At 57.3% G+C, this 22,206-nt stretch carries 29 protein-coding genes; 6 read left to right on the top strand and 23 right to left on the bottom strand.

Annotated features, from left to right (window positions below; all coding sequences use genetic code 11):
* The first annotated feature begins 432 nt into the window (after positions 1-432).
* The gene (locus FIV03_RS18935; protein WP_077292720.1) at positions 433-1,188 is read left to right on the top strand and encodes a DUF599 family protein; all 756 of its coding nucleotides are present in this window, start codon (positions 433-435) and stop codon (positions 1,186-1,188) included.
* On the opposite strand, the gene FIV03_RS18930 is transcribed toward FIV03_RS18935, so the two are convergent.
* Positions 1,074-2,321, bottom strand: a complete 1,248-nt coding sequence (locus FIV03_RS18930) for an adenylate/guanylate cyclase domain-containing protein (RefSeq protein ID WP_209009706.1) — start codon at positions 2,319-2,321, stop codon at positions 1,074-1,076. The two genes, FIV03_RS18935 and FIV03_RS18930, sit on opposite strands and share 115 nt — an antisense overlap.
* A 112-nt stretch (positions 2,322-2,433) precedes the next feature.
* Positions 2,434-3,231 (bottom strand): YdcF family protein, encoded by a 798-nt coding sequence (locus tag FIV03_RS18925; protein WP_152510610.1) that lies wholly within the window; start codon positions 3,229-3,231, stop codon positions 2,434-2,436.
* A gap of 311 nt (positions 3,232-3,542) precedes the next feature.
* On the opposite strand from FIV03_RS18925, the gene FIV03_RS18920 reads away from it, so the two are divergent.
* The 3 genes from FIV03_RS18920 to FIV03_RS18910 all read left to right on the top strand — a co-directional run bounded on the left by FIV03_RS18920 (position 3,543) and on the right by FIV03_RS18910 (position 5,856).
* Positions 3,543-4,088 (top strand): methanogen output domain 1-containing protein, encoded by a 546-nt coding sequence (locus FIV03_RS18920; protein ID WP_209009705.1) that lies wholly within the window; start codon positions 3,543-3,545, stop codon positions 4,086-4,088.
* 44 nt (positions 4,089-4,132) lie between these two features.
* On the top strand, positions 4,133-5,086 hold the full coding sequence (locus FIV03_RS18915; RefSeq protein ID WP_152510609.1) for a sensor domain-containing diguanylate cyclase: 954 nt from the start codon (positions 4,133-4,135) through the stop codon (positions 5,084-5,086).
* A 365-nt stretch (positions 5,087-5,451) separates the two neighbouring features.
* Entirely contained in the window at positions 5,452-5,856 is a 405-nt protein-coding gene (locus FIV03_RS18910) for a Clp protease ClpP (protein ID WP_152510608.1), read from the top strand.
* 67 nt (positions 5,857-5,923) lie between these two features.
* Here FIV03_RS18910 and FIV03_RS18905 read toward each other — a convergent pair whose 3' ends face one another.
* The 16 genes from FIV03_RS18905 to FIV03_RS18830 all read right to left on the bottom strand — a co-directional run bounded on the left by FIV03_RS18905 (position 5,924) and on the right by FIV03_RS18830 (position 16,608).
* A complete protein-coding gene (locus FIV03_RS18905; protein WP_022998310.1) occupies positions 5,924-6,538 on the bottom strand; it encodes an ATP-dependent Clp protease proteolytic subunit in 615 nt (204 codons plus the stop codon).
* A gap of 183 nt (positions 6,539-6,721) precedes the next feature.
* Positions 6,722-7,579: an adenylate/guanylate cyclase domain-containing protein gene (locus tag FIV03_RS18900; RefSeq protein WP_152510607.1), complete on the bottom strand. Its 858-nt coding sequence runs from the start codon at positions 7,577-7,579 to the stop codon at positions 6,722-6,724.
* Between the two features lie 114 nt (positions 7,580-7,693).
* Positions 7,694-8,098 carry an ACT domain-containing protein gene (locus FIV03_RS18895; protein WP_152510606.1) on the bottom strand — a complete coding sequence of 135 codons (405 nt, stop codon included), beginning with the start codon at positions 8,096-8,098 and terminating at the stop codon, positions 7,694-7,696.
* A gap of 13 nt (positions 8,099-8,111) precedes the next feature.
* Entirely contained in the window at positions 8,112-8,795 is a 684-nt protein-coding gene (locus FIV03_RS18890) for a GNAT family N-acetyltransferase (RefSeq protein WP_209009704.1), read from the bottom strand.
* Positions 8,796-8,874: 79 nt separating this feature from the next.
* Complete coding sequence (locus FIV03_RS31910) at positions 8,875-9,837, bottom strand: VOC family protein (protein WP_286202203.1); 963 nt, start codon at positions 9,835-9,837, stop codon at positions 8,875-8,877.
* On the bottom strand, positions 9,834-10,469 hold the full coding sequence (locus tag FIV03_RS18880) for a TetR/AcrR family transcriptional regulator (protein WP_152510605.1): 636 nt from the start codon (positions 10,467-10,469) through the stop codon (positions 9,834-9,836). The genes FIV03_RS31910 and FIV03_RS18880 overlap by 4 nt, the downstream gene beginning before the upstream one ends.
* Before the next feature lie 230 nt (positions 10,470-10,699).
* Positions 10,700-11,335: an SDR family oxidoreductase gene (locus FIV03_RS18875; RefSeq protein WP_286202202.1), complete on the bottom strand. Its 636-nt coding sequence runs from the start codon at positions 11,333-11,335 to the stop codon at positions 10,700-10,702.
* A gap of 121 nt (positions 11,336-11,456) precedes the next feature.
* Positions 11,457-11,849, bottom strand: coding sequence for a cupin domain-containing protein (locus tag FIV03_RS18870; RefSeq protein WP_055654641.1), 393 nt, complete (start codon positions 11,847-11,849; stop codon positions 11,457-11,459).
* A 21-nt stretch (positions 11,850-11,870) separates the two neighbouring features.
* Positions 11,871-13,043, bottom strand: coding sequence for an isovaleryl-CoA dehydrogenase (locus FIV03_RS18865; protein WP_152510603.1), 1,173 nt, complete (start codon positions 13,041-13,043; stop codon positions 11,871-11,873).
* A gap of 21 nt (positions 13,044-13,064) precedes the next feature.
* Entirely contained in the window at positions 13,065-13,511 is a 447-nt protein-coding gene (locus FIV03_RS18860) for a GNAT family N-acetyltransferase (RefSeq protein WP_152510602.1), read from the bottom strand.
* A gap of 3 nt (positions 13,512-13,514) precedes the next feature.
* Positions 13,515-13,958: a PaaI family thioesterase gene (locus FIV03_RS18855; RefSeq protein ID WP_152510601.1), complete on the bottom strand. Its 444-nt coding sequence runs from the start codon at positions 13,956-13,958 to the stop codon at positions 13,515-13,517.
* The gene (locus FIV03_RS18850) at positions 13,958-14,383 is read right to left on the bottom strand and encodes a MerR family DNA-binding transcriptional regulator (RefSeq protein ID WP_152510600.1); all 426 of its coding nucleotides are present in this window, start codon (positions 14,381-14,383) and stop codon (positions 13,958-13,960) included. The genes FIV03_RS18855 and FIV03_RS18850 overlap by 1 nt, the downstream gene beginning before the upstream one ends.
* A 90-nt stretch (positions 14,384-14,473) precedes the next feature.
* Positions 14,474-15,184, bottom strand: coding sequence for a GH25 family lysozyme (locus tag FIV03_RS18845; protein WP_022998298.1), 711 nt, complete (start codon positions 15,182-15,184; stop codon positions 14,474-14,476).
* A 56-nt stretch (positions 15,185-15,240) separates the two neighbouring features.
* Positions 15,241-15,663, bottom strand: coding sequence for a VOC family protein (locus FIV03_RS18840; RefSeq protein ID WP_152510599.1), 423 nt, complete (start codon positions 15,661-15,663; stop codon positions 15,241-15,243).
* A 158-nt stretch (positions 15,664-15,821) separates the two neighbouring features.
* Positions 15,822-16,106: a YciI family protein gene (locus FIV03_RS18835; protein ID WP_152510598.1), complete on the bottom strand. Its 285-nt coding sequence runs from the start codon at positions 16,104-16,106 to the stop codon at positions 15,822-15,824.
* A gap of 76 nt (positions 16,107-16,182) precedes the next feature.
* Positions 16,183-16,608 (bottom strand): organic hydroperoxide resistance protein, encoded by a 426-nt coding sequence (locus FIV03_RS18830; RefSeq protein ID WP_152510597.1) that lies wholly within the window; start codon positions 16,606-16,608, stop codon positions 16,183-16,185.
* A 148-nt stretch (positions 16,609-16,756) separates the two neighbouring features.
* Between FIV03_RS18830 and FIV03_RS31905 the strand changes: the two genes are divergently transcribed.
* A complete protein-coding gene (locus FIV03_RS31905; RefSeq protein ID WP_152510596.1) occupies positions 16,757-17,560 on the top strand; it encodes a MarR family transcriptional regulator in 804 nt (267 codons plus the stop codon).
* Between the two features lie 309 nt (positions 17,561-17,869).
* Here the strand turns inward: FIV03_RS31905 and FIV03_RS18820 are convergent, their stop codons facing one another.
* On the bottom strand, positions 17,870-18,463 hold the full coding sequence (locus tag FIV03_RS18820) for a TetR/AcrR family transcriptional regulator (protein ID WP_173013882.1): 594 nt from the start codon (positions 18,461-18,463) through the stop codon (positions 17,870-17,872).
* A 49-nt stretch (positions 18,464-18,512) separates the two neighbouring features.
* On the opposite strand from FIV03_RS18820, the gene FIV03_RS18815 reads away from it, so the two are divergent.
* The gene (locus tag FIV03_RS18815; RefSeq protein ID WP_152510594.1) at positions 18,513-18,953 is read left to right on the top strand and encodes a DUF1330 domain-containing protein; all 441 of its coding nucleotides are present in this window, start codon (positions 18,513-18,515) and stop codon (positions 18,951-18,953) included.
* 28 nt (positions 18,954-18,981) lie between these two features.
* On the opposite strand, the gene mgtE is transcribed toward FIV03_RS18815, so the two are convergent.
* From mgtE to FIV03_RS18795, 4 genes are all read right to left on the bottom strand, one after another.
* Complete coding sequence (mgtE, locus tag FIV03_RS18810) at positions 18,982-20,397, bottom strand: magnesium transporter (protein ID WP_152510593.1); 1,416 nt, start codon at positions 20,395-20,397, stop codon at positions 18,982-18,984.
* 174 nt (positions 20,398-20,571) lie between these two features.
* A complete protein-coding gene (locus tag FIV03_RS18805; RefSeq protein WP_152510592.1) occupies positions 20,572-20,901 on the bottom strand; it encodes a hypothetical protein in 330 nt (109 codons plus the stop codon).
* Between the two features lie 31 nt (positions 20,902-20,932).
* On the bottom strand, positions 20,933-21,421 hold the full coding sequence (locus tag FIV03_RS18800) for a hypothetical protein (protein ID WP_152510591.1): 489 nt from the start codon (positions 21,419-21,421) through the stop codon (positions 20,933-20,935).
* Positions 21,422-21,534: 113 nt separating this feature from the next.
* Positions 21,535-22,122 carry a hypothetical protein gene (locus tag FIV03_RS18795; RefSeq protein ID WP_152510590.1) on the bottom strand — a complete coding sequence of 196 codons (588 nt, stop codon included), beginning with the start codon at positions 22,120-22,122 and terminating at the stop codon, positions 21,535-21,537.
* Positions 22,123-22,206 lie beyond the last annotated feature (84 nt).

Genomic DNA, 22,206 nt, shown 5'->3' with positions numbered 1-22,206 from the left:
TCACGCTGCGCCTTTGTTTTCCTTGCGTCCCGCTGGCTTATTTGGCGGCGGCGACGGCTTGTTGTGCACTTTCAACATCGTTGAACAGAAGTACCATCGTCAATGCGAGGCCCACTGCAGCGACAGTCCAGAGAGTGACGCTCCAACAAGATTTCTGCACGTTTTCGTCCATAAAAACCCTACATATTGTTGTGCGACGCCGGGTCCCACCGACCTCAAATATGGCGCCATTGAGGCGAGGAGGTAAACGATCCATTACCATTTCGCAAGCGCAAAAAAAGAGCAGCTGATCCCGCATTTTTGCATTCCTCGTTTCGCATCAGGAAATTCAGCCACTTAGTCCTCTCGGTGCTGCCTGTTAGGGACAAGGAAAAAGTCTGGTAAGACAGACCATGGCCGGATTCGGCCACCGGAGAATCAAAAGGGATCAGGATGCACGCGCTCTCGAATATGGACCTGGCAGCAGCCGCCTGGTTTCTGTTTGCCTGGCTCGGTTTCAATTTGCTGATCGATGTCAGTCCGCTGCGTAAAAAGACTTTGTCCAGCGCCATGGAAACCTACAGACGAGGCTGGATGCGTGCCATGAGCCTGCGGGAAGTCCGCATCATGGACACGTCTATCATGTCAGGTCTGCAGCAAGGCACCGCCTTCTTCGCGTCAACGTCCCTACTGGCGATCGGTGGCGGTTTCGCGCTTCTGGATGCAACGGAACGCATCGTTCAGGTCGCCGGTGACCTGTCCATCCCGGTGGCCGACAGCCGAGCACTCTGGGAAATCAAGGTGCTCGCCCTGATGCTGATCTTTGCCTATGGATTTTTCAAATTCGGCTGGGCGTACCGGCTCTTCAATTATGCCAGTATCGTCATGGGCGCAGTCCCGCAACAAGGTCAGGCATCTGACGAAGTGATCGCGAAAATGGCTGCGCAGGCCGGAGAGCTGGGCGTTCTCGCCGGCCGCCATTTCAATCGCGGCCAGCGAGCGCTGTTCTTTTCGATCGGCTTCCTTGGGTGGTTCGCCGGGCCTTATGTATTTGCCGCAACCACCCTCGCCGTTCTCCTGGTCCTGCTACGTCGTCAGTTCGTTTCCAAGGCCAGAGCCGCTGTGCTCTTGGGGCAATATCCGAACTTGGGATCCGCGGACAAATCCGGCGAATACACCGATACGGGTTCATCAAACCCCTTCACCTGATAGCGGCCATAAAGGCCCGACCGGCACCCCATGATATCGGCCAGGGCATCCGAGACCAGAAGCTGGCGCTGCAGGTCCTTTGCAAGCTCTGCAATACGGGCCGCAAGATTGACCACAGGGCCGACGACCGTGAAGTCCAGCCGCGTTTCGCTGCCGACATTGCCGTAGAAGACATCGCCTGCATGAAGGGCAATTCCAACGCTCAGGTCAGGTGTGACCGAACAGGTTCGGGCCGTGTTGATCGCCTCGATCCGCGTCAGCGTTTCACGTGCTGCCATCAGCGCACGCACCGAGGCGTCCCTGGCTTCCTCTTCGGTTTCATACGGAAAGATCGCCATCACTTCATCGCCAATGAACTTCAGCACCTCGCCACCGTGGGCTTCGACAGCTGCTGTCATCGCTCCGAAATACTTGTTCAGAAACAATACGATCTTGTCCGCCGGAAGCGTGTTGGAAAGACGCGTGAACCCACGAATGTCGGCGAAGCTGACAACCGCCTTGATCCATTCGCCTTCTCCACGCCGCGTGGTGCCGTCCAGAACCTTCGAACCCGCCCGCGGGCCGACATAGGTGTCCAGAACGGTTTCTGCGGTGCGGCGTAGTGTTTTTAGTTCACACACGAGGGCAAGCGGCTGGATCAGCGATTCAAAAACGCCGATATGCGACCCAGAAAATCCGCCAGGTGTCTTGGTTGCGAAACTCGCAACCTTCACCGAGCCGTCGGAGAACCGCATGGGTAGTGCGATATAGTCGGTATAGCCTTCCTGGTGCAGCTCTGCGGTGATCGGAAATTCGTCGGCGACAGCCGGCTTCTTGCCGATTTCCACACGAACGGCCTTCTGCGTTTCATGCACGCGCTTGATCGGACTTTTCTGGTACTCGTCCTGCGATTTGTTCTCCGCAGTGTGAAGGCGCAATTCCGGTGTCTGGCCGTTGACCCAGATCGAGCTTTCCGCGCGCACGTTCGGATGCACCACCCAGATCCCCGTGGTGACACGATCGACCGGAACTTTTCCGGCGCGCAGACGTTTCGCCATCTCAGTGACGATTTCCAGCGTCCCCTTCAATTGGGGCGCATCGCTGTAGAGCCATTGTACGACGTCTGCCGCAACGATCGGCGCTTCGAGGACCATCAGCCCACGTCCTTTCAAATCCCTGATTGAGCCCAGTATATGGGAACACGCTCCGCACAGTAAAAGAGGTTCAATTTCAAAAGTCGCTGACAGTCGAAAGGGTTTTGCACATTCACGGACCAGGGAAGAATTCCGTGCTCCTGCCAAGCATCCAATAGACAGCCAGACCAACCCATTCCCGGTAGGCGATATCAAAGCGCCGCAGGCCTTTTGAAGCACCGTCGAAGCCGAGCGACTTGTCCTGCGGTCCACGCGTGCGATAGTCCACCGGATATGCCGTCACCCCGGTCCAACCGGCCTTTTCGAACACTCCCATGGCGCGCGGCATGTGATAGGCCGAAGTGACAAGAAGCCACTGCTGTCCGGGCTGCGGTTGCACAATATCCTTTGCGTAGACTGCGTTTTGCCAGGTGTTCTGGGACTTGTCTTCCAGTATGACGCGATCGGGAGAGATGCCGAAGTCTCGAAACAGTCGTGCAGCCCCTTCGGCTTCTGTTGCCTGGTCCGACACGATCATGCCCTGCCCACCGGTGTGGATGATCTTCGCCTCCGGCAGCGCTTTGGCCAGCCGCGCAGTGATGGTGATGCGCTCGGCGGACATTGTCAGCGCCGTGTCGCCCCTCACGCCGGTCACCACCGTGTCCACTGCACCGCCCAGAACGATGATCCCGTCATAATTCTCCAAAGTGCCGGGACGCTGAAAACGGTCCTCGAGGGGCACAATCAACCAGTTGGCTGCCGGTGAGAAAGCGCAAACCACCAAACCAAGGAAACCGGCGAAAGTCAGAAACCGTCCACTGCGCCGCCACTTTGACGTAAGGCTGAGCACCAATCCCAAAGCCAGAAGAACAACGAGAAAATTGGATGGCAGGATCAGAAATCCGCCGATCTTGGATAGGTAAACATACATCTTGAAAATCCGAATCGTTGCGGGCCCGATGCGTGACAAAGATACGGCGAAATCGACAATATTGAGACTTGAAGCCGAAGTTGAAACACATGCTGACAGCTTTTGAGCCAACAAGGTTTTCACGGCCTTGGCCCGGATTTTCTAGTCGTTCTCCCGCATGACAATTACGACAATGTTCGAGGTTCAGACGTTCGCCCTCGCATTGTCACAAATCTCCAGGTTGCACTGTTATTATCTCTTTATTTCAATGATTTAATTGATTCGAAAGAAAATTCACCCAACGTAAGATTGCAACCCTAGGAGGATCGTTCATGAGCCTGCCGATTGAAGTGGACCAGCAGCAGCCGGAAATCACCAAGGCACAGATCCCTCTGGAGACAACCGACTTCTTCAATCAGATCATTCGAGAGCTCAGCGGAGCACTGCAGGAAATTGTCGGATTGAACGAGGCGGAAGGGTTCATCGCACTGGTAGCCAACCGCATCGGTGAAAAGGTCAATTCCGATTACAAGTCTGCCCTGCATCTTGAACAGATCCCAAGGCCTTTGCTGGCAGACGTCCTAGTTGACCTGAAACGACGGATCGGCGGCCAGTTCAGTGTCGAATACGAAGACGACAAGGTCTTGATCCTCAAGAACGCCCGCTGCCCGTTCGGGGATCGCGTCAAGGACCGCCCTTCCCTCTGCATGATGACGACAAACGTGTTCGGAAGAATTGCTGCAGATTGCCATGGCTACGCCAGGGTCCAGATCGACAGGTCAATTGCCCGTGGTGATACTGACTGCCGTGTTGTTGTCCACCTGGCTCCGACCGCAGAGAACGATGTCAACGGCAAAGAATTCTACAAGGTTCGATAGTCGTGCCCAGGTCCACTGCCATCATATCGGCCCTTGTACAGACCATGCCCCAGCCTATTCTGCTGCTGGACGATTACGGCCGCGTGGTTCTCGCAAATAAAGCAGCCAAATCTCTTGCCGGAATTAGTGTAGGTGAACAACTTTCGGACAAGGTCAGGGATACAGCGCAGGTGGCTGACTACCTGTCGATGTGCAGGTCATCAACCACTCCCGTACCGGTGCGCCTGAAACTTCTGTCCGGATATGAAAGCGTTGCTTTCGGCCACAGATTGTCTGTGCCGGGCACCGGAATTGACGGCGCCGTTCTTGTCCGCTTCGACGAGAGCATGAACCTTTCCAGCAAGTTTGCCGCGCTCAATGCCGACATTTCGTCGCTCAACAACAAGATCTTGCATTTCGGCCAGGAGCGGACCGAACTTGAAAACCTGGCACTCACGGATCCGCTTACCGGTATCGCCAACCGCCGCGGGTTCGACCAGGAACTGGACAAGGAATACAGTCGATCTGCTCGCTATGACCACGATTTCTGCATCTCCCTTATCGACCTGGACCATTTCAAGTCGATCAACGATGCCCATGGCCATCAGCTTGGAGATGAAATCCTCGTTCATTTTGCGCAAAGATGTCTGGAACATCTTCGCCAGACGGATGTCGTTTGCCGTGTGGGTGGTGAAGAATTCGCGCTGATCCTGCCGGAAACAAATTTGGAGCAAGCGACAATTGTCGTCAGTCGCATGCTTGATCTCTTGAACGCGACACCAATGTTCGCGCGCGGCAGGAGATACGCCTATACCGCAAGCGCGGGTCTGGCGGAAAAAAGGCCAGAAGACACCCCTGCCTCGCTTTTTGAACGGGCTGACAGAAATCTTTATTTGGCAAAGGAAACCGGCAGAGCCCGCCTCATCGCCGGGGACGCTGTCCCCACGACAGCGGTCATCGAGAGCGGAAAGTCCGGCGAATGCCGGAAGTCAGGGCGCATCGATTCGCAGCATTTGTGAAGTTAATCCGAACTTTGGCGATTGCTGGCAGGCTTCGATTTGGTCAGGCTTTTCGCCGATCCGACTACCGCGCGCTTTCCTTAGATGCCTCACTATTTTTAACAATGTGGACGCCGATGCCTCCGCGGGGACTAACGGACCGCTGATTACGGGTCCTGTAACGCGCCTGTCACATTTTACCGACATCTTCCTGCTCAAACCGTTGAAAACGGCCGTTTAGGGGCTGTTTTCACCACACCAATTCGCCATTAGCGGGCACTGGTGATTTTGACAAAGGGTTTATCCGTGATCGGAGTCACAGGGCTGGCACGCTTTCTGAGTCATCTTGGCGACATCGTAATGAAGGATCAATGAGGGTTAGCCAGATGACACTCTATATGAAATTAGGCGGTCGCACGGCGATCATGCGGGCAATGCCTCGCCTCAAAGCGAGACTGGAACAGGACCCGTGTTTCGACGTGACCAACTTTCTGCCGGAATTCGAACACTCGGACGATCTGACCGAGTTCCTGATCTTCCTTGCCGGTGGAGCGCCATTTTACGACGGCAAGCCCGTCTGTGAACTGCTGGCGCCGATCTGCACCTGCAACAACATCTACGAACGCTTCGTGGATCACCTTGTCGCAGTCATCTTCGACGGCGCCCCTGCCCCCGGAGACGAAGAGCACCTGCGTGAGCTCATGTCCCGACTTCGGCCGCATGTGCTCAACCCCAAGCCGGTTGCACCGGTAATGGTCTATTCCGTCGAACCCGAACCGATCTGCCTCTGATCGGTTCGGATAGAAAAAACGCCGGCATTTGCCGGCGTTTCTACGTTTGCAGTCAGGTCAGTCGGGATCAACCCAGTTCGTCCACGCTCGTGACGATCTTGCCGACCAGACCGTAGTCGATACCCTCTTCCGGGCTCATCCAGTAGTCGCGATCGGTGTCTTTTTCGATCCGTTCGATCGGCTGGCCAGTCGCCGCCGCGAAGATCTTGTTCAGTCGATCGCGCATCTTGATGATTTCCTTGGCCTGGATCTCGATATCCGTAGCCATGCCGCCGGCACCACCGGACGGTTGATGAAGCAGGAAGCGAGTGTTCGGCGTGCAGAAACGCTTGTCCTTGGGAACGGACACGTAAATCAGCGCACCGGCGCTGGCGACCCAGCCCATGCCGAGGATACGGACCTCGGGTGCGATGAACTTGATGGTGTCGTGAATCATGTCACCGGATTCGACATGACCGCCCGGAGACGAAACAATGACCGTGATCGGGTCGTTGGAAACCTGCGCCAGCGCCAGAAGCCGGGCGCACACGTCGCGGGCCATGTCCTGTGTCACCGGGCCGGTGATCAGGACTGTGCGCGCTTCGAACAGATGCTTGTCGACCTGGATCGACGGCTGGCTCTTGGGCTTATCCTCGTCTTCATCGTCGAGGCGTGCAGGCACCGTGGTCGAATAGTTTTTCATGCGCAGGATTAAGCTCCCTTTGCTGTTGGGCCGGCCGAGCCGGCATTTTCGATGGGCTGACGGAATGTTTCGTCGCCCCGCGTTGGTCCATGTGTAAGCGAAGTCAGTTGCACTCGCAAATCATCAGACCCTGATTAGCGTGAAAAGAGTTATCAGATCGGCAACAGGTGACATTGCCCTCTCTCAATCACCCGGTCTCGTCGTCTCGCCGAAGCGCTTTTCCTGTCGCCCGACAAGCAGATACCAAACCAGCATGGCTGCGAAAGGCAGGGACGGCCAGACAAACCACAATGTGGACAAGCCAGATGTCAGCAGGTTGATCACGAAAAACAGGCCGATCATGAAAACGCAGCTTCGCACCCGCTTTGGCTGAGCCCTCAACCAACGGCGCGCCTGTTCAAACCCGGAGGCAACCGCCTGGGTGTCTCGTTCCCATTCCGGTCTTGGAATTTCGGTCTGGCGTCGCTCCGCAGTTCCGTTCGTCTCCTGCCCGGAACTTTTTTCCTCCGGCGCATTGCGACCGCCAATACGTACGCAATAGGTTTCAACGGGATCGGTAACGTTCTTGACATGTTGAGGGCCAAGCGGCTCAAAGCCCAGCGCCATCTTGGTCTTGACCTGGTCATAGACCGATTGGGAGAGCATGATCCCGCCCCTCGGCGCGATTTCCTGCAAACGGGCGGCAACATTCACACCGTCGCCGTAGATATCCTCGCCCTCAACCATGATGTCGCCGAGATTGATACCGATGCGAAACTCCATCCTGTTCAGGTCCGGAAGGTCCGCATTGCGAACGGAAAGCTCGTTCTGAATGTCGACGGCGCATTGAACGGCCTCCATCACCGAGGCGAACTCGATGATGACGGCATCACCCCAGGTGTTGACGATACGTCCATTGTGACGCTCGGTCAGCGCAGACATCACCAACCGATAGGCCTTGAGCCGGTCCAGCGTTCCGTCTTCATCCCGCTCCATGAGCTTGGAATATTGCGCAACGTCTGCGCACATAACTGCCGCCAGACGCCGCTTGACCCGTTGCATGCTCTTACCCCGCTTGCTCCCGCTTAGGAATGGGAAGGCAAACCGGAAATTGCAAGGGAAAATCCACCGAATTCGCCACCCAGCCCGAAGTTCGGCCAACTAAGAAAAGCAGTGTCAGATGTCCCCAGCGAGTTTGCGCAGCGCTGCCAGGGCATCATCGGCGCGCTCTTCGGGCACAAAAACATGATCGTGAAAATAGGCTGCGACCACATTTGCCGAAATACCCTCAGTGGCCAATGCAGCCGAGATCGACGCCGTCAGCCCCACGGCTTCAAGTGACGAATGCACTGTCAGGGTTATCCGGCGAAACCATTCGGCCTCGGCCAAACCCAGTTCGCGCGCACGCTCCACCGGCAGGATGGCTGTCAGGCCTTCCGTTTCCGCAAAGAGCCCGATCGGGTCATATTCCGCGAGGTCCGTCATGGATTTCGAAGCAAAGGTGCAGAAAACATAAGGCTCCGGATCCAGCATCGGACGCATCTGGGAGATCAGGGTGGCAAGGTCGGTTTCACCGGTCATTCGGATAATCCATTCAAAGAAGTTTGCGCATCAGCGGCCGCCGAGGGCTTCTGCGTGCGATTTCGACAAAACCTGCCCTGCGGAAGACGTCTGCTATACCAACGAAGCCTTCTCCCCATTGAAGGGGCTTTTCCGATTCCATTGGACAGGCATCCAGTTGATGCACTCCCTGCGCTTTGGCGTGGTCAATGCCTGCATTGAGCAACACGGACATCAACCCGGTTTTGCGATGTCCGTTTCTGATAAAGAAACAGGTGACGGCATATGTCGCCGCCAGCGCTTGTTCGCTGTCATCGGGCAGCGGCTGGGTGGTTTTGCCAAGCTGAAAACGCAGATACTGCATGCGCGGACCGAGTGCGATCCAGCCCACGGCCAGATTGCCGCGGTAGGCCAGAAGCCCTGGCGCCGGACCAGTGTCCACTTTCTGCTGGAATGCATCGCGCCGTTCATCACGGGTCATCGCTTTCCAGTCCCTGCCCCGCATGAACGGCCACATACACCAGCAACCGCCAGACGCCCCCCGCTCCGGTCCGAACAAATCCACCAGATCCGCCCAGCGCTCCAGGGTTGCAAGCTGAATGTGGACGGGATCGTTATGTGTCATATCCACTCCTCCGGATTGCAAAGTTGCACGGAAAGAACGGGGACGGCAATCCCGGTGAAAGTGTCTGTTCCACAAAAGCAAAACGCCGCTCAACAGGCGGCGTTTCGGATTTTCATTCTTCGCTCAAGCCTTGTTGGGCAATCAAGACAACGAGCTGCGTGAATGCTCCAATTCAGGCAGCGGCTTCCAACCCGGCAATGTCGATCTTTCTCATCTTCATCAGGGCAGCACTGACACGGCCGGCACGCTCCGGATTGCCTGCATGCATCAGCCGAGGCAACGCCTTCGGTACGATCTGCCAGTGAACACCGTAGCGGTCTTTTAACCAGCCGCACTGCCCTTCTTCCCCACCATCTGCAAGGAGCGCCTGCCAAAGCCGATCCGTTTCAGCCTGATCTTCCGTCAGTATGGAAATCGAGGTCAGGTAACTCGGCTGCATATCCGGGTTGCCGTTCAGGATCATGAAAGGTGAGCCCGCCAGGGTGAACTCGGCAACAAGCACAGGTCCATTCGGATCCGGCCGGAAGACCGAGCCCATCACGCTATCCGGCAACAGGGACGTGTAGTATTTGGCGGCTTCCTCGCCCTTTTCACTGAAGAACAGGCAAGTGCGCACCTTGGCGGGAAACGCAGGAGTAGTTTGCAAACCCTCAATGGCAATCGACCTAGCAAGCTCATCAAGCTGAGAGGAAGCGGCCTTCCAGCCTTCCTCAAAACCCATTTCCAGGTGCTTGTTCCTGCCTGCTTCCGAAGTGTGGCGAGCCCCCCATGTGAAGCGCGTACCAACACCCGGAACATCTGCCAGTTCCACATACCCGGTCATGAACGCGTTTTCCCGCGGCACATATCCTTCCGAATAGGCATCTGTGAATGTCAGCTTCTCACCGTCGACAACTTCCAGAAACATTCCGACGTTCTCGAAAAGCTCCCCTTCCGGACCGGCCATCACTGTGTTGAAACGCCCTCCCGGACGGACGTCCATGTCGGCCTTCGATACGAACCAGGGCTTCGGGCAAAACCACTGCTTCAATAATTCGGGATTGGTCCAGCATTGCCAGACCGCCTCGCGCGGCGCGGCAATGACGCGGCTGAGTTCCAGCGTCAGACCTTCCTTGCGAATTTCGACTTCACTCATTGCGCTCTCCCGTTTCCAGACCGGCCGAACAACAGTTCGACGTAACGTTTCAGATGATCAATGCTGTCAGTTGCTATCGACGGCGCATTGCCTGCCTTTGCCAGCACGAATGCCCCCTGGATCACGACCTGTGTGTGAAGTGCCAGGCTTTCCGCACCACCTGGAATTTCAACGCCCCGGGCTTCAGCTGCTTCTGCGATATCGGAGACCAGTGTTGCAGCGTGCCCGGTGATGCTGCGGTTACAGGCATCGCGGATGGAGGGGTTCGTGTCATAGACTTCCTGGACCATGGTCCCGACCAGACAGGTGAACTCAGTCACGTCGCCCCGCACCAGTGCCTTGCGGAAATCGAGATAGCCGAGCACCCGGTCCAGCGGATCTTCGGGATCGTGATAGGTCGCCTTCTCGAACAGAGCCCCGGTCGTTTCAGACCAATAGTCAGCAGCGGCTACTGCCAGATCGTCCTTCGAACGAAAGTGGTGGAAGAAGGCCCCCTTGGTAACGCCCGCCTCCCGGCACAGATCATCGACGGTGGTGGCCGTATAACCCTTCATGCGGATCACAAGCAGTGCCGAATCCAGCAGCTTGATCCGCGCATCCGGCCGTTTAGTCTTTTGAGGTTTCTCTGTCATACGCCAATCATACCGACCAGTTGGTATGTTGTCAATTAACTTGCTTGTCGACCGTGCAGCGCCCTCCTGTCACCGGCTAGCAAGGATGTGCCAAAATCGAGCAAGCGAGCGAGCGGGGTTTCTGAAATTGAGGCATTGAAAAACGAGAGGTTTCCCCGCCAACACCTGAATTGAGCAGACGATGAACGCTTGGTGATCGCAATACGTCGGGATTCAAGCCCAGGCCATGCCTACCAGGGGATCGGCCTGCCGGTTTGATCGAAAAATCCACCGGTGTCGGCAGGTTTAAGACTGGTCAGCACATCGACAAGACGCTCTGCTGCAACAGCCGGTTCCTGCACGTCGAGACCGGTTTTCGCAAAGTTCTCGGTCAAGGGCGTTTTCACCGTACCGGGATGAAGCGCAACACAGATAGCAGCGGGATTTTTGCGTGCCAGCTCGATAGACGCCGTACGGACCAGTTGATTGAGCCCAGCCTTCGCGGCCCGGTAGGCAAACCATCCGCCAAGACCGTTGTCGCCGATCGAACCGACCCGGGCCGAAAGCGTCGCAAAGACGCTTCTTCCCTCTCTCGGGAGCAGCGGCAAAAAGTGTTTCATCAGCAGTGCCGGTCCAATGGCGTTGATCGCGTATGAACGGGCAAGGACTTCAGGATCGAGTTCGCGCAGGCTCTTTTCCGGACGGGCACTGCCCAAGGTGAGAGCTCCGGTGGCATCGAACAGCAATCGAACATCCCCCTCCTCCCTAACCCTGTCGGCACAGGCCTCGATCATGCGTTCGTCGAGCAGGTCAAGAGGTGGTGACGACGTTCGATGAAGGGCGATGACCTTGTCGTAGCCGCTGCCCGCTTCAAGGTGGTCTCTCATGGCTGAGCCAATTCCGCCGCTGGCCCCAAAGATTACCGCAATTGACGTCATTCACTGCCTCACTTTTGTCGTGACAGCGATACGTAGAAAAAGCCGGATCGGTTCGGTAGCCCGATTGGTCTCAGGTACTGCCGACCGTCGCTTCCCAGGGCCCATCAACAAATTCGGCTTCGTCATCCCCTGGCCAGGGAGGCATGGAGATACAGATGAACTGCAGAACGCTTTCACCGGTGTTGCGGTACTGGAAAGCAGTTCCTGCCGGGATATCGATGGAGACACCGGCTTCCAGGTCGACAACGCCCTGGCTGGCATCGTCGGACCTCCAGATCTGTCCATGGCCGGAAAGCACATGCCAGAACTCGTGCACGGTCCTGTGCCGTGTTGCGCGGTTGGTCTGGCCGACAGGAACAGTCGAATGGATCATGTTTCCTGTCGGCCCATCCATGATGAAACGGATATCGGCCCCTGCCGGAGATTTCGCGTCGGGCTTTTCAGGAAGCCGGGTCTGTTTCATGCCATTCTCCGAATTCGATGATCAGGCGGTCTTGTTAAAGATCTCACGTCCGATCAGCATTCGCCGAATTTCGGAAGTTCCCGCACCAATCTCGTACAGCTTGGCGTCACGCAGCAAACGCCCGGTCGGATATTCGTTGATGTAGCCATTGCCACCAAGCAACTGAATCGCATCAAGAGCCAGTTTGGTTGCATTTTCAGCAGCGTAGAGGATTGCACCAGCAGCGTCTTCGCGCGTGGTCTCGCCCCGATCGCACGCCTTGGCAACCGCATAGACATAGGACTTGGTGGCGTTCATGGTCACATACATGTCGGCGACCTTGCCCTGAACAAGCTGGAACGTGCCGATCGGCTGGCCGAACTGCTCGCGCTCGTGGACATAGGGAATGACCACGTCCATGGCTGCCTGCATGATGCCGACGGCCCCTGCGGCCAAAACGGCGCGCTCGTAGTCCAGACCCGACATCAGCACGTTGACCCCCTTGCCGACCTGGCCGAGGACGTTTTCTTCCGGCACTTCGCAATCCTGGAACACCAGTTCACCGGTTTCGGACCCACGCATGCCGAGCTTGTCGAGTTTCTGCGCGACGGAAAAACCGGGGAAGCTCTTCTCGACCAGAAACGCGGTAATGCCCTTCGGCCCGGCTTCCGGATCGGTCTTGGCATAGATGATCATCGTATCGGCAGACGGACCGTTGGTGATCCACATCTTGGAGCCGTTGAGGACGTACCGATCGCCCTTCTTTTCCGCCTTCAGTTTCATGGAAACGACGTCTGAGCCAGCGCCCGGTTCCGACATGGCCAGCGCGCCCAGATGTTCACCGGTCACGAGCTTGTTCAGATAGCGCTTCTTCTGGTCGTCACTTCCCCAGCGGCGAAGCTGGTTGACACACAGGTTTGAATGGGCGCCATAGCTGAGGCCGATGGAGGCGGACGCCCGGCTGACCTCTTCCATGGCAATGCAGTGCTCCAGGTAGCCCAGACCCGAACCGCCCCATTCTTCCTCCACGGTGATCCCGTGAAGGCCAAGTTCTCCCATTTCCGGCCAGAGCTCCCGCGGGAACCAGTCCTCGCGGTCAATCTTTTCTGCCAGAGGCGCAATCCGGTCCTGACTGTAGGACCGAACGGTGTCGCGCAGCATATCGGCGGTTTCGCCGAGATCGAAATTGAAACCCGGAAAATCGTTACGGATCATCTTGATTACCTCCCAGAGTTCTTAAGGCCTGTCGTATCGGACAAAATCGCTCAAAACGCCGATCCGGTCGTAAAGCTGCCGGGCGCGTGTATTGTGATCATGTGTGTGCCAGTAGACTTTGCCGCTCGCAGACGGTTCTTCGGTCGCGGCCCTGTAGACCGCCTCGATCAACTTGCGGCCGGCTCCGCCGCCACGAAGCTTTTCGCTGACATACAGATCTTCCAGATAGCAGGTGGACGAACTGGCCCAGGTGCTATCGTGAAAAAGGTAATGGACCAGTCCAACCAGCTCATTCTCCTGAACTGCCACGAACGCGCGGTGGCCTGCATCGGAATGCAGTCGTTCAAAGAGGGTTTCCGTCACTTCCGGCGCCAGATCCTGCTCGTAGAATGCAAGATGGGCCATCCAGAGTTCGAGCCAGCCCGGCTTGTCGGATCGTTCCAGCGGCCTGATGGTGATATCGGTCATTCTTCAGTCCTTGACGCCGGCAACGCTCATGAGCGTGAACAGCCCCGTTGCGACATGCACCTGTGCGCCGTCGTCCAGTCCGTAGACATCAGCCTTGGCTATGGTCAGCGTTCGTCCCGGTTTGACAACCCGCCCGCGCGCAAGAAGCACCGGCTGTTTCGCCGGATTGAGCAGGTTGATCTTGTATTCGCTGGTCAACACCCCGAAGCCGGCGGAAAACAGCGTCAGAGCTGCATAGCCTGCCGCACTGTCCGCAATGGAAGACGTCGCACCGGCATGAAAAAAGCCGTGTTGCTGTGTCAGTTCCGGCTGCATCGTCATTTCCAGATCGACCGCTCCGGGTGAGACGTGAACCATCTTCGCCCCCAGATGGGTCATGAATTTCTGCGCGGCAAAACTGGCCCGCACACGGGGTTCCCAGTTTTCGTCTCGAGGCGAAAGATCCATCACTTGTCCTCCGAGGTCGCATCGGCGCCAAACAGTTGGCCCGGGCCTGTTTCAAGCTCGACCATGCGCGCTTTTGCACCGGCCTCGACATCGTCGAGTTCAACCAGGGTCAATTCGATATCACGCTGTTTTTCGAGAAGTTCTGCCCGGCGGGCGGCGATCCTGTCGAGGAGCAGCCGCAGCTGGCCGGTTTCACCGGGCGCACTGCCGTACATCTCGATCATTTCCTTGATTTCGTTCAGGGAAAACCCGAGACGCTTGCCGCGAAGGATCAGTTTGATGCGGGTACGATCACCCGGTGTGTAAAGGCGTTGACGGCCCCGGCGCGTCGGCGACACCAGCCCCTGCGCTTCGTAGAACCGCAGGGTTCGGGTGGTAATGTCGAACTCCTGCGTCAGCTGGGTGATGGTGTAATAACGCTGCATGCCCGCTCCTTGTTGGAGCGCACAGTTCCGTCTTTTTACGTTAAAGTCAACACGTCTATTTTAAAGCTTATATTTCATGCACTTGAGCAATCAGGATTTCAGGTTATCCAAGCTCTTCTCTGGATGAAGGACATTCAGATCAACATCACCGGAAATGCCTTTGATCGTGCCCCGGTCATGGTACTGCCAGAGCGACCAGTCTGACACATAGCCGGGAGAATGCCAGATCGACTGCGTCCAGAGACGGCGGTTCAGGCCCTTGCCTTTCAGATAGTCCAGATAGAAGTCCTCCGGCACGTAAAGGATGACCTGCTTGCCGCGCCCCTGCTCGACCAGAGCAACGAAATCACTGATTTCCTGCAGCACTTCCTCGGCCGGCGGACGGCGCGCGCAGTTCCCGGTGAATTCCAGATCCACCACCGGAGCCAGCATGTCGCTGTCCTGCGGCAGAACCGACAGGAAGTTTTGCGCCTGCTCCCGGCCGGATTTGCACAAACTGAAGAAATGATAGGCACCACGCGCCAGACCCGCGCCGCCCGCCCCGGCCCAGTTGCGGGCAAAGGCACGGTCCTTGAAGTCTCCGCCCTCGGTTGCCTTCATGTAGACGAAGGCAATGTCGTCCGCCGCAACCTGCGCCCAGTCGATATCACCCTGGTGGTGCGAAATATCGATGCCGCGGATCGTGTATTGGTTTCGGTCAGGCTCCCAGTTCATGAAGAAAAACGCCGCTCCGACAATCGAAATCACCCCGCCGACGGCAACGTAGAACAATGTCCGCAGGACCGCTTGCAAGAAATTCATTGCGCCACCTGTTATGACTTTCAAACGCCGTCACCCTGCCGCAAAACTGTTAAGAATCACGATAGGTAATTCGGCCAGAGCGGGGCTGCCGCCAGCTCCAGGACATTGCCGTCCGGGTCGTTGAAATAAAGGCTGGTGCCGCCTGCCGGCCATACGACCTCGCTGACAATTTTCACACCCATCTCGCCCAGGTAAGCCCGCCAGGGTTCCAGTTGGTCGGACCCAATGCGAAACGCGAAATGACTGTGACCCGACGTATCGTGCCCGGGAACGACACCTCCCGGCGTCTCAACGTCCTCCCCGGTGTGGCCGCGATGAACCACCAGAAGCGCCTGCGCGGGGCCGGCATCATAGGCAAACAGCCTTTCTCCAGCGACCATGCGCTTCAATCCCAGGATTTCGGAATAAAAGGAGTGAGCCGTCTCCATGTCGTCGACATAAACGGCGGTTTCCAAGATGCCATCAAGCTTCGGCCGCATGTTCTTAATTCTCCGCGTGAGACAAGTCGGCCCTTCTTAACACCCATCCGCCGGGAATTTCAGGTTACCCGGCAAGGTTTTCTTTCAAATCGCCATCGTCATCTGGAATTGTCGTGTGGCGGCTGCATTCCGCACAGAGGTGATCGCCCGTGATTGCGTCAAATCGGGAAGTTCCGTGCGTGCATGACCGGCTTGAATTCCGTAACGGTATATTCCGCAACGCCCGCCGACTTGAATGGGTCCTTGTTGATCGCCAGTTCGACTTCGACACGGTCAGCAGCGCGCGCCAGGATCACACCACCGGTTCGCGGCTGTTTCGGACCGGATGCCAGGAATAGGCCGGCCTCATACTGATCCCGCAGGAAGGACCTGTGTTCTTCCGCCAGAGCATCTATTTCCCGCAGATCAGCAGTGTAGTGAAGATCGATAACAAAGAGGCTCACGAAAGCTCCTTTCCACCAACAGAAGCCCAAAAGGAGGTCCGGCTCGACCACAAAAGCTCGAACCGGACAATCCGTGTCAGACGACAGTCAGCTTGACGTCAATGTTGTTCCGGGTGGCGTTTGAATAGGGGCAAACCTGGTGTGCCTTGGCAACGAGGTCTTCAGCTACAGCCTTGTCCAAACCCGGCAGGGACACTTCCAGCGCGACCGCCAGACCGAACCCGCCTTCAGAACGCGGACCGATGCCAACCGTCGAGGTGATGGACGTATCAGCCGGGACTGCGATCTTTTCCTGCCCGCCGACGAATTTCATCGCGCCAATAAAGCAGGCTGCATATCCGGCTGCGAACAGCTCTTCCGGGTTATTGCCTTCGCCGCCTGCGCCGCCGAGTTCTTTCGGCGTCGCCAGCTTGACCTTGAAGGATCCGCTCAACGTCTCCGCCGCACCATCACGGCCGCCGGTGGCCTTTGCCCTGGTTTCATATTTCACATCAACAGCCATCTGCAGGCTCCTTCTCTCAAATATCAAGTCATCTAGCCATATTTATCGCATAAGCTTTAATCGTACACGATATAAATTACCCACATATACACACGCCTGCAGTTCGTCAACAGTTGCGACCATATCGCGCGCGATTTATAAGGAGCGAATGAGCGAGACCACAAACCAGATGTCCCTGCTGGACGCGATTGGATTTTCCGCGCCGGAAGCGACTGAAAAACAAAAAAAAGACAAGCCGGCAAAAGCCGAAAAGTCTGAGAAGAAACAGCGCAAGAAGGCCGCTGCCAAGCCTGAGGCGGAAGCGGCTTCCGGCGCTGAAAGCAATGACGCACGCGAAGCGGAAATTGACGTTTCCGTCGCCGAGACGCCTGTCAGCCAAGAGATAGCTGATACCGGAGAGACGCCTGACGTTTCTGCGGAAACGCAGGCTGGCGAAGATCCCGGCACCGAGCAGGCTGCATCCGCTGTCAATGACCCTGCGAGCGACCAGGACGACGACAGTCAGAAAATCCATGATGGCAGCTTGCCGCTCGACCGGCACTTGTGTTTTGCGTTGTATTCCGCCAACCACGCGATGCATGGCGTCTACAAGGCGTTGCTCAAGGAAGTCGGGCTCACCTACCCGCAGTTCCTGGCCATGACGGTACTCTGGGAAACCAACAACGTTCCGGTTGGTGCAATCACGTCCAAGCTGCAGCTCGACACCAACACGCTGACGCCACTGTTAAAGCGGCTTGAGGCCATGGGGCTTGTAACGCGCACGCGCAACATCAAGGACGAGCGCCAGGTTATCCTGAAACTAACCCGCAAGGGGCGCGCCTTGCAGAAGAAGACAGAACATTTCAGCACCTGCATCATGTCTTCGACCGGACTGAAACTGGAAGAAGTCATCGACCTTCAGGCAAAGGTCATGACGCTTCGGGACAATTTGCGTAAAGCTGGCCTGGAGTGATACCCGCCATTGAGCAGCAGGCAAAATGAGTAGCCATCAAACAGGCTCCGGGAGGTTGCTGCACCAGCACAAATCTCGGGGCCTTTTGTTTTGGCAATAACAGGTCTGCGTGACCTTTTGCAGCGCAGCTCAAGTCTTGGTCGGCCGGCATTCCCCTCCATGGCGTCGTGTTTGTTGAATTCGACACCAAAACATTCGACAGGAAGCAGCCTTAGTCCAGGCATGCCCTCCACTCCTGTGAACCGGTGTTACTTTCTCACTGGCAGGTGCGTTTGCTTTTATTGACCCACCTACACAATCTCGACGGCATCATTTTTCCGTCAGCAATGCCTGCCGCAGTGTCCTCGTCAGGACAGCTTCCGCCTCGCCCTCCTCCCAGCCGCAGTCCTGTGTCAACAGACCCCACGCCTGCACACTGAACGACGCCCAAAGAAATTCTGAAGCCGACTTCGCTGTCCAGACGGATTGCAGCGCACCGTCACGTTCCAGCGATCCGGTCAACACAAGCAACCATTGCCTCAGTTCCGACATCCGGTCTTCCCACGCCGCCGATGCGTCCGCATCGGTGGTTCGCAGGCGGATAAGATCCGAGGCAACTGGGTAGATTTCCTTCACGAAGCCGATCCAGACAGCAACGGTAGCATTCAGCCGTTCATGCGGCTGTGGCCTGTCAAAGGCTGCAAACAGTTTCGCCCGTATGTCGAGACGTTCATCAGCCCGCCGGACGAGTGCCAGGATCAGCCCCCCACGCGAACCAAAGTGATCGTAGACGGACTGACGGCTGATTTTTGCCGCCTTGGCGATTTCCGCCAGCGACACGTCCGCGCCCCGCTGCGAGATGAGCGTCCAGGCACTATCGAGAATTTCCGCGCGCGTGCGTTGCACCCTGGCTTGACTTGACACGTGTAAACTTTCCTGCAATTTGACACGTGTAAAGTTATGGAGAAGCCTCATGGACGTCAAGCAACAGTCAGCCCAATTCGTAACCTGGTACGGCTCGGGAACCGACGGTACCAGCCCGACGGAAAGCCAATGGACGCAGATCCTCAGCCGGGCGAGCGACAAACCCGTAACCCTGATCAATTTCTTCAAGCTGAATGCCGCCGCAACATATGCGGACGGAACGACGGGCCAGACCGGCCAGGAAGCCTTTGCCAGTTATGCGGCCGCAAGCATGCCGGCCATGGAGCGGGCTGGTGGACGGTTCCTTTATGTCGGACCGTTTCAGGGCATGTTCCTGGGGCAGGACGAGGATTGGGATCTGGTCGCTATCGGCGCCTATCCCGATTTAACCGCGTTGGTCGCACTCTATTCGGACAGCGCTTATCGCGATGCCTTCCATCACCGAACGGCCGCATGTCTGCGACAGAAGGTTCTGGTTTGCGGTGACTGACCTTTAAACGAGGCCTGCCGATTGGAGGCTAGAACGGCAGGCCGAACCAAAGCGCCGCGATGCCGAGAAAGGCGAAAAAACCGACCACATCTGTCACCGTCGTCACGAAGACGCTCGAGGCGATCGCCGGATCGACGTTCATCTTGTCGAGCGCGATCGGGATCAGAAGGCCGGAGAGACCCGCGAACAGCAGATTGATCACGATCGCACCGCCAATCACCACGCCGAGTCCCGGACTGCCAAACCACATCCAGGCGGTCACCCCGATGAGGATGGCCAGGGCAACACCGTTGAACACACTCACCAGAATTTCGCGGTTGAGAACGCGCAAAAGATTGCGCGCACCCAGTTCCTGGGTCGCGATACCACGCACGGCAACGGTCATGGTCTGAGTGCCGGCGTTGCCCCCCATGGACGCGACGATCGGCATCAGCACCGCCAGCGCCACCATGGCCTCGATCGTGTCCTCGAACAGCGCAATCACCACCGAGGCAAGCACGGCGGTGCCAAGGTTGACGACCAGCCAGGTCAGCCGCGAGCGCGCAATGGTCATCACATTATCGGAAATCTCTTCGTCACCGACACCGGCCAGGGCACGCAGGTCTTCTTCCGCTTCTTCCTGGATGACGTCGACGATGTCATCAACCGTCAGAACACCGACCAGGCGGTCGTTCTCGTCCACAACAGCGGAGGAAACGAGGTTGTAGCGCTCAAACCGGCGGGCGACCTCTTCCTGATCTTCCGTCGCGAGCACCGCCTGGCGAGTCTCCTCCATGATGGAAGTGACCTTCTCGTCCCGCTTGGTGCGCAGGATCTTGTCCAGGTGAACGGATCCGAGCAGTTTGAACGTCGGATCGACCACGTAGATCTCGTAGAAGCTGTCCGGAAGGTCGCGGGCCTCGCGCATGTAGTCGATCGTCTGACCGATGGTCCAGAAGGGGGCAACCGCAATGAATTCCGTCTGCATGCGCCGGCCGGCGCTTTCTTCCGGATAGTCCAGAGCTTTTTGCAGCTGGGCCCTGTCCGCATAAGGCAGCTCTTCCAGAATAGCAGCCTGGTCGTCCTCATCGAGGTCTTCCAGAATGTAGACCGCATCATCCGAATCGAGATCGCCCAGACCTTCGGCGATGACTTCCGTCGGCAGGTCTTCCAGAACCTGCAGACGCACTGCCTCATCGATCTCGGTCAGCGCGGTATAGTCGAAGTCCTCGCCCAGAAGCCGGATAAAGGACGCCCGATCCTCCGGATCCAGCGTCTCGAGAAGGTCACCGGTGTCGGCTTCGTGAAGATCGGCGGCAAGGTGTCTCAGGCCATCCTGATCGTTCGCCTCGATTGCCGCTTCAACAGCCGCAATGAATTCGCGATTGAGATGCTCATCCTCGTCGCGCACCGGAATGTCGGGAACGGAAGAGGCGGTGACATCAAGCTCGGATGCTTCACTCATCTGGCGCCTCCCCTCAAAACGCAACGAACTCTTCCGGCGAAAGGCACCGGACACTCCTCACCAGATCTAGCGTTTGCGGCGGCAAAGCGCCACCGGAAAAGCGAAACCGGTCCACAGACTTAACTCGGAAATGCCGCTCTGGTTCAAAAGCCTGCCAACTTTCCTTGAAGTCCTTCAGCGCCTCTCGGGGCCGCTGCACCCCTTGTCCGCTGCAACGCTTCGCAAGTGATCGAGATAGTCACGGGTGTCCTGTGGCAGAATGGCCTCGTCATCGGAAATGCATCGCTCCGCACGGCGGAATGCGCGGCGCGCTCTCTCGCTGGCAAGACACACTCTGCCCGCAGCCAGCACCTCCTGCTCGACATACCAAAGCTGCTGGCACGTCATCGCGCCAAACCTGCCCGGGTCAACGGCAGGATAAACGGAAAGCGACTGCGCAAATGCCGCCGGCGACACAAATGCAATTGCCAGCCACACGAAAACGAACCTGCTCCGGAGGGACACCAGTCGCTCCGCAAGGCCTTTTCTCACACCTTCACGCATGGGCGGAAAGCTGCCGATTGGTTGGCGCTGTGTCCGACGTGAGCGCGAGCGCATAGAGCAGCGCAAGCGTGACGCCATAGCGGAACGATGAATAGAGACTGCCGGTCAAGACCATGAGCAGCGTGCTGTTCGGCATTGCGGGAAGGACGTAGGTAAAAAACAGGATTGCCGAGACGGCAGTCAAGGCAACGCAGACCAGATACGCTTTCCAGGCAACCAGCGGACGAAACACCACAAGAAACAGCACGACGATCATCGCAGCCCCTTCCGCGCTCGTCACGAGAAGTTTCCAGAGCCCGGGTTCGCTCAAGAGACGCGACAAGAAGCTGCCCCAAAAGGCGCCACTCGGCACAGTGACAAGCCAGAAATCCTTTACTGCGTAAATTTCGGGGAAGAGCTGTATCAGCAACAGGCAGATGACGAGCGTCAGAATCATGCCGCGGATCACCCAGCGCCAATCCGGCCTTGCGGTATCGGACATGTCATCCCTCCCGTGTCTTCTCAATGACGGACAACAACACGACAAAGCGTCATCAAGAACCCTTCAGAACCGCTTCCACAGCCAGTGCGGACACTCTCGCCGCAAAGGCCGCATCACTCGACCTCGCACTCCGGCGGCCGCGTATCCATGGTCCAATCCTGTACCGGCAAGGCACCGAGTGAAGTCTTGAAGTTCTTCCCGTTCAGGACTCCCTTGCCCGTCAGAAGGTTGACGTCACACTGTCCGTTGGCATCCGGATCCAGCGTATCGTAGTAGGAATAGGTGTAGCCGGCGACCCGGAAGACGCCGTTGCGATAGGCAATGGTCAGGACCTGTTCCCAACGGTTGCGTCCGACGGCCGAGTTTTCCGAATAGATTTTCAACGAACCGTGTTCGTTTGCTTCCATCCAGGGCTCCTGGCCATACATGCCGCCACGCCACACCATGTCTTTCGCATGGGCAACCTGTTTCCAGCCCTCTCCTGCGTCCGTAAAGACGTAGAGATCGCCGCCTTCTTCCGTTTCGACGAGGATTGCGCGAAAGCGATTGATGTCGCCGTCGACGGGAGACGTCACCGCACCGGCAATGGCGCCGGCCGGGACCATTGCCTCCTGCTCCTGCGCCAGAAGCGGACCTGCCAGCAAGCTCAGGGTCATCATTGCGGCACAGGACGAAGTACTGATGGAACGGAAATTGAACACGTGCGGCTTCCTTCGATTTCGCATGAATGTGCCGGACCGGTTTTTGCCAGTAGCCCGCTGAGGCTGTTCCTTGCAGAAAAGCAC

It is taken from the genome of Labrenzia sp. THAF187b (genome assembly GCF_009363375.1).
Taxonomy (GTDB): Bacteria; Pseudomonadota; Alphaproteobacteria; order Rhizobiales; family Stappiaceae; genus Roseibium; species Roseibium algicola.
Note: the sequence above shows the minus strand (reverse complement) of the source record. Positions and strands in the feature narration are given on the sequence as shown.

What these genes read in the sequence shown, in the direction of transcription:
- FIV03_RS18935 (WP_077292720.1), top strand. Translation starts at nt 433, where the DNA reads ATGCACGCGCTCTCGAATATGGACCTGGCAGCAGCCGCCTGGTTTCTG.
- FIV03_RS18930 (WP_209009706.1), bottom strand. Translation starts at nt 2,321, where the DNA reads ATGGTCCTCGAAGCGCCGATCGTTGCGGCAGACGTCGTACAATGGCTC.
- FIV03_RS18925 (WP_152510610.1), bottom strand. Translation starts at nt 3,231, where the DNA reads ATGTATGTTTACCTATCCAAGATCGGCGGATTTCTGATCCTGCCATCC.
- FIV03_RS18920 (WP_209009705.1), top strand. Translation starts at nt 3,543, where the DNA reads ATGAGCCTGCCGATTGAAGTGGACCAGCAGCAGCCGGAAATCACCAAG.
- FIV03_RS18915 (WP_152510609.1), top strand. Translation starts at nt 4,133, where the DNA reads ATGCCCCAGCCTATTCTGCTGCTGGACGATTACGGCCGCGTGGTTCTC.
- FIV03_RS18910 (WP_152510608.1), top strand. Translation starts at nt 5,452, where the DNA reads ATGACACTCTATATGAAATTAGGCGGTCGCACGGCGATCATGCGGGCA.
- FIV03_RS18905 (WP_022998310.1), bottom strand. Translation starts at nt 6,538, where the DNA reads ATGAAAAACTATTCGACCACGGTGCCTGCACGCCTCGACGATGAAGAC.
- FIV03_RS18900 (WP_152510607.1), bottom strand. Translation starts at nt 7,579, where the DNA reads ATGCAACGGGTCAAGCGGCGTCTGGCGGCAGTTATGTGCGCAGACGTT.
- FIV03_RS18895 (WP_152510606.1), bottom strand. Translation starts at nt 8,098, where the DNA reads ATGACCGGTGAAACCGACCTTGCCACCCTGATCTCCCAGATGCGTCCG.
- FIV03_RS31910 (WP_286202203.1), bottom strand. Translation starts at nt 9,837, where the DNA reads ATGAGTGAAGTCGAAATTCGCAAGGAAGGTCTGACGCTGGAACTCAGC.
- FIV03_RS18880 (WP_152510605.1), bottom strand. Translation starts at nt 10,469, where the DNA reads ATGACAGAGAAACCTCAAAAGACTAAACGGCCGGATGCGCGGATCAAG.
- FIV03_RS18875 (WP_286202202.1), bottom strand. Translation starts at nt 11,335, where the DNA reads ATGAGAGACCACCTTGAAGCGGGCAGCGGCTACGACAAGGTCATCGCC.
- FIV03_RS18870 (WP_055654641.1), bottom strand. Translation starts at nt 11,849, where the DNA reads ATGAAACAGACCCGGCTTCCTGAAAAGCCCGACGCGAAATCTCCGGCA.
- FIV03_RS18865 (WP_152510603.1), bottom strand. Translation starts at nt 13,043, where the DNA reads ATGATCCGTAACGATTTTCCGGGTTTCAATTTCGATCTCGGCGAAACC.
- FIV03_RS18860 (WP_152510602.1), bottom strand. Translation starts at nt 13,511, where the DNA reads ATGACCGATATCACCATCAGGCCGCTGGAACGATCCGACAAGCCGGGC.
- FIV03_RS18855 (WP_152510601.1), bottom strand. Translation starts at nt 13,958, where the DNA reads ATGGATCTTTCGCCTCGAGACGAAAACTGGGAACCCCGTGTGCGGGCC.
- FIV03_RS18850 (WP_152510600.1), bottom strand. Translation starts at nt 14,383, where the DNA reads ATGCAGCGTTATTACACCATCACCCAGCTGACGCAGGAGTTCGACATT.
- FIV03_RS18845 (WP_022998298.1), bottom strand. Translation starts at nt 15,184, where the DNA reads ATGAATTTCTTGCAAGCGGTCCTGCGGACATTGTTCTACGTTGCCGTC.
- FIV03_RS18840 (WP_152510599.1), bottom strand. Translation starts at nt 15,663, where the DNA reads ATGCGGCCGAAGCTTGATGGCATCTTGGAAACCGCCGTTTATGTCGAC.
- FIV03_RS18830 (WP_152510597.1), bottom strand. Translation starts at nt 16,608, where the DNA reads ATGGCTGTTGATGTGAAATATGAAACCAGGGCAAAGGCCACCGGCGGC.
- FIV03_RS31905 (WP_152510596.1), top strand. Translation starts at nt 16,757, where the DNA reads ATGAGCGAGACCACAAACCAGATGTCCCTGCTGGACGCGATTGGATTT.
- FIV03_RS18815 (WP_152510594.1), top strand. Translation starts at nt 18,513, where the DNA reads ATGGACGTCAAGCAACAGTCAGCCCAATTCGTAACCTGGTACGGCTCG.
- mgtE (WP_152510593.1), bottom strand. Translation starts at nt 20,397, where the DNA reads ATGAGTGAAGCATCCGAGCTTGATGTCACCGCCTCTTCCGTTCCCGAC.
- FIV03_RS18800 (WP_152510591.1), bottom strand. Translation starts at nt 21,421, where the DNA reads ATGTCCGATACCGCAAGGCCGGATTGGCGCTGGGTGATCCGCGGCATG.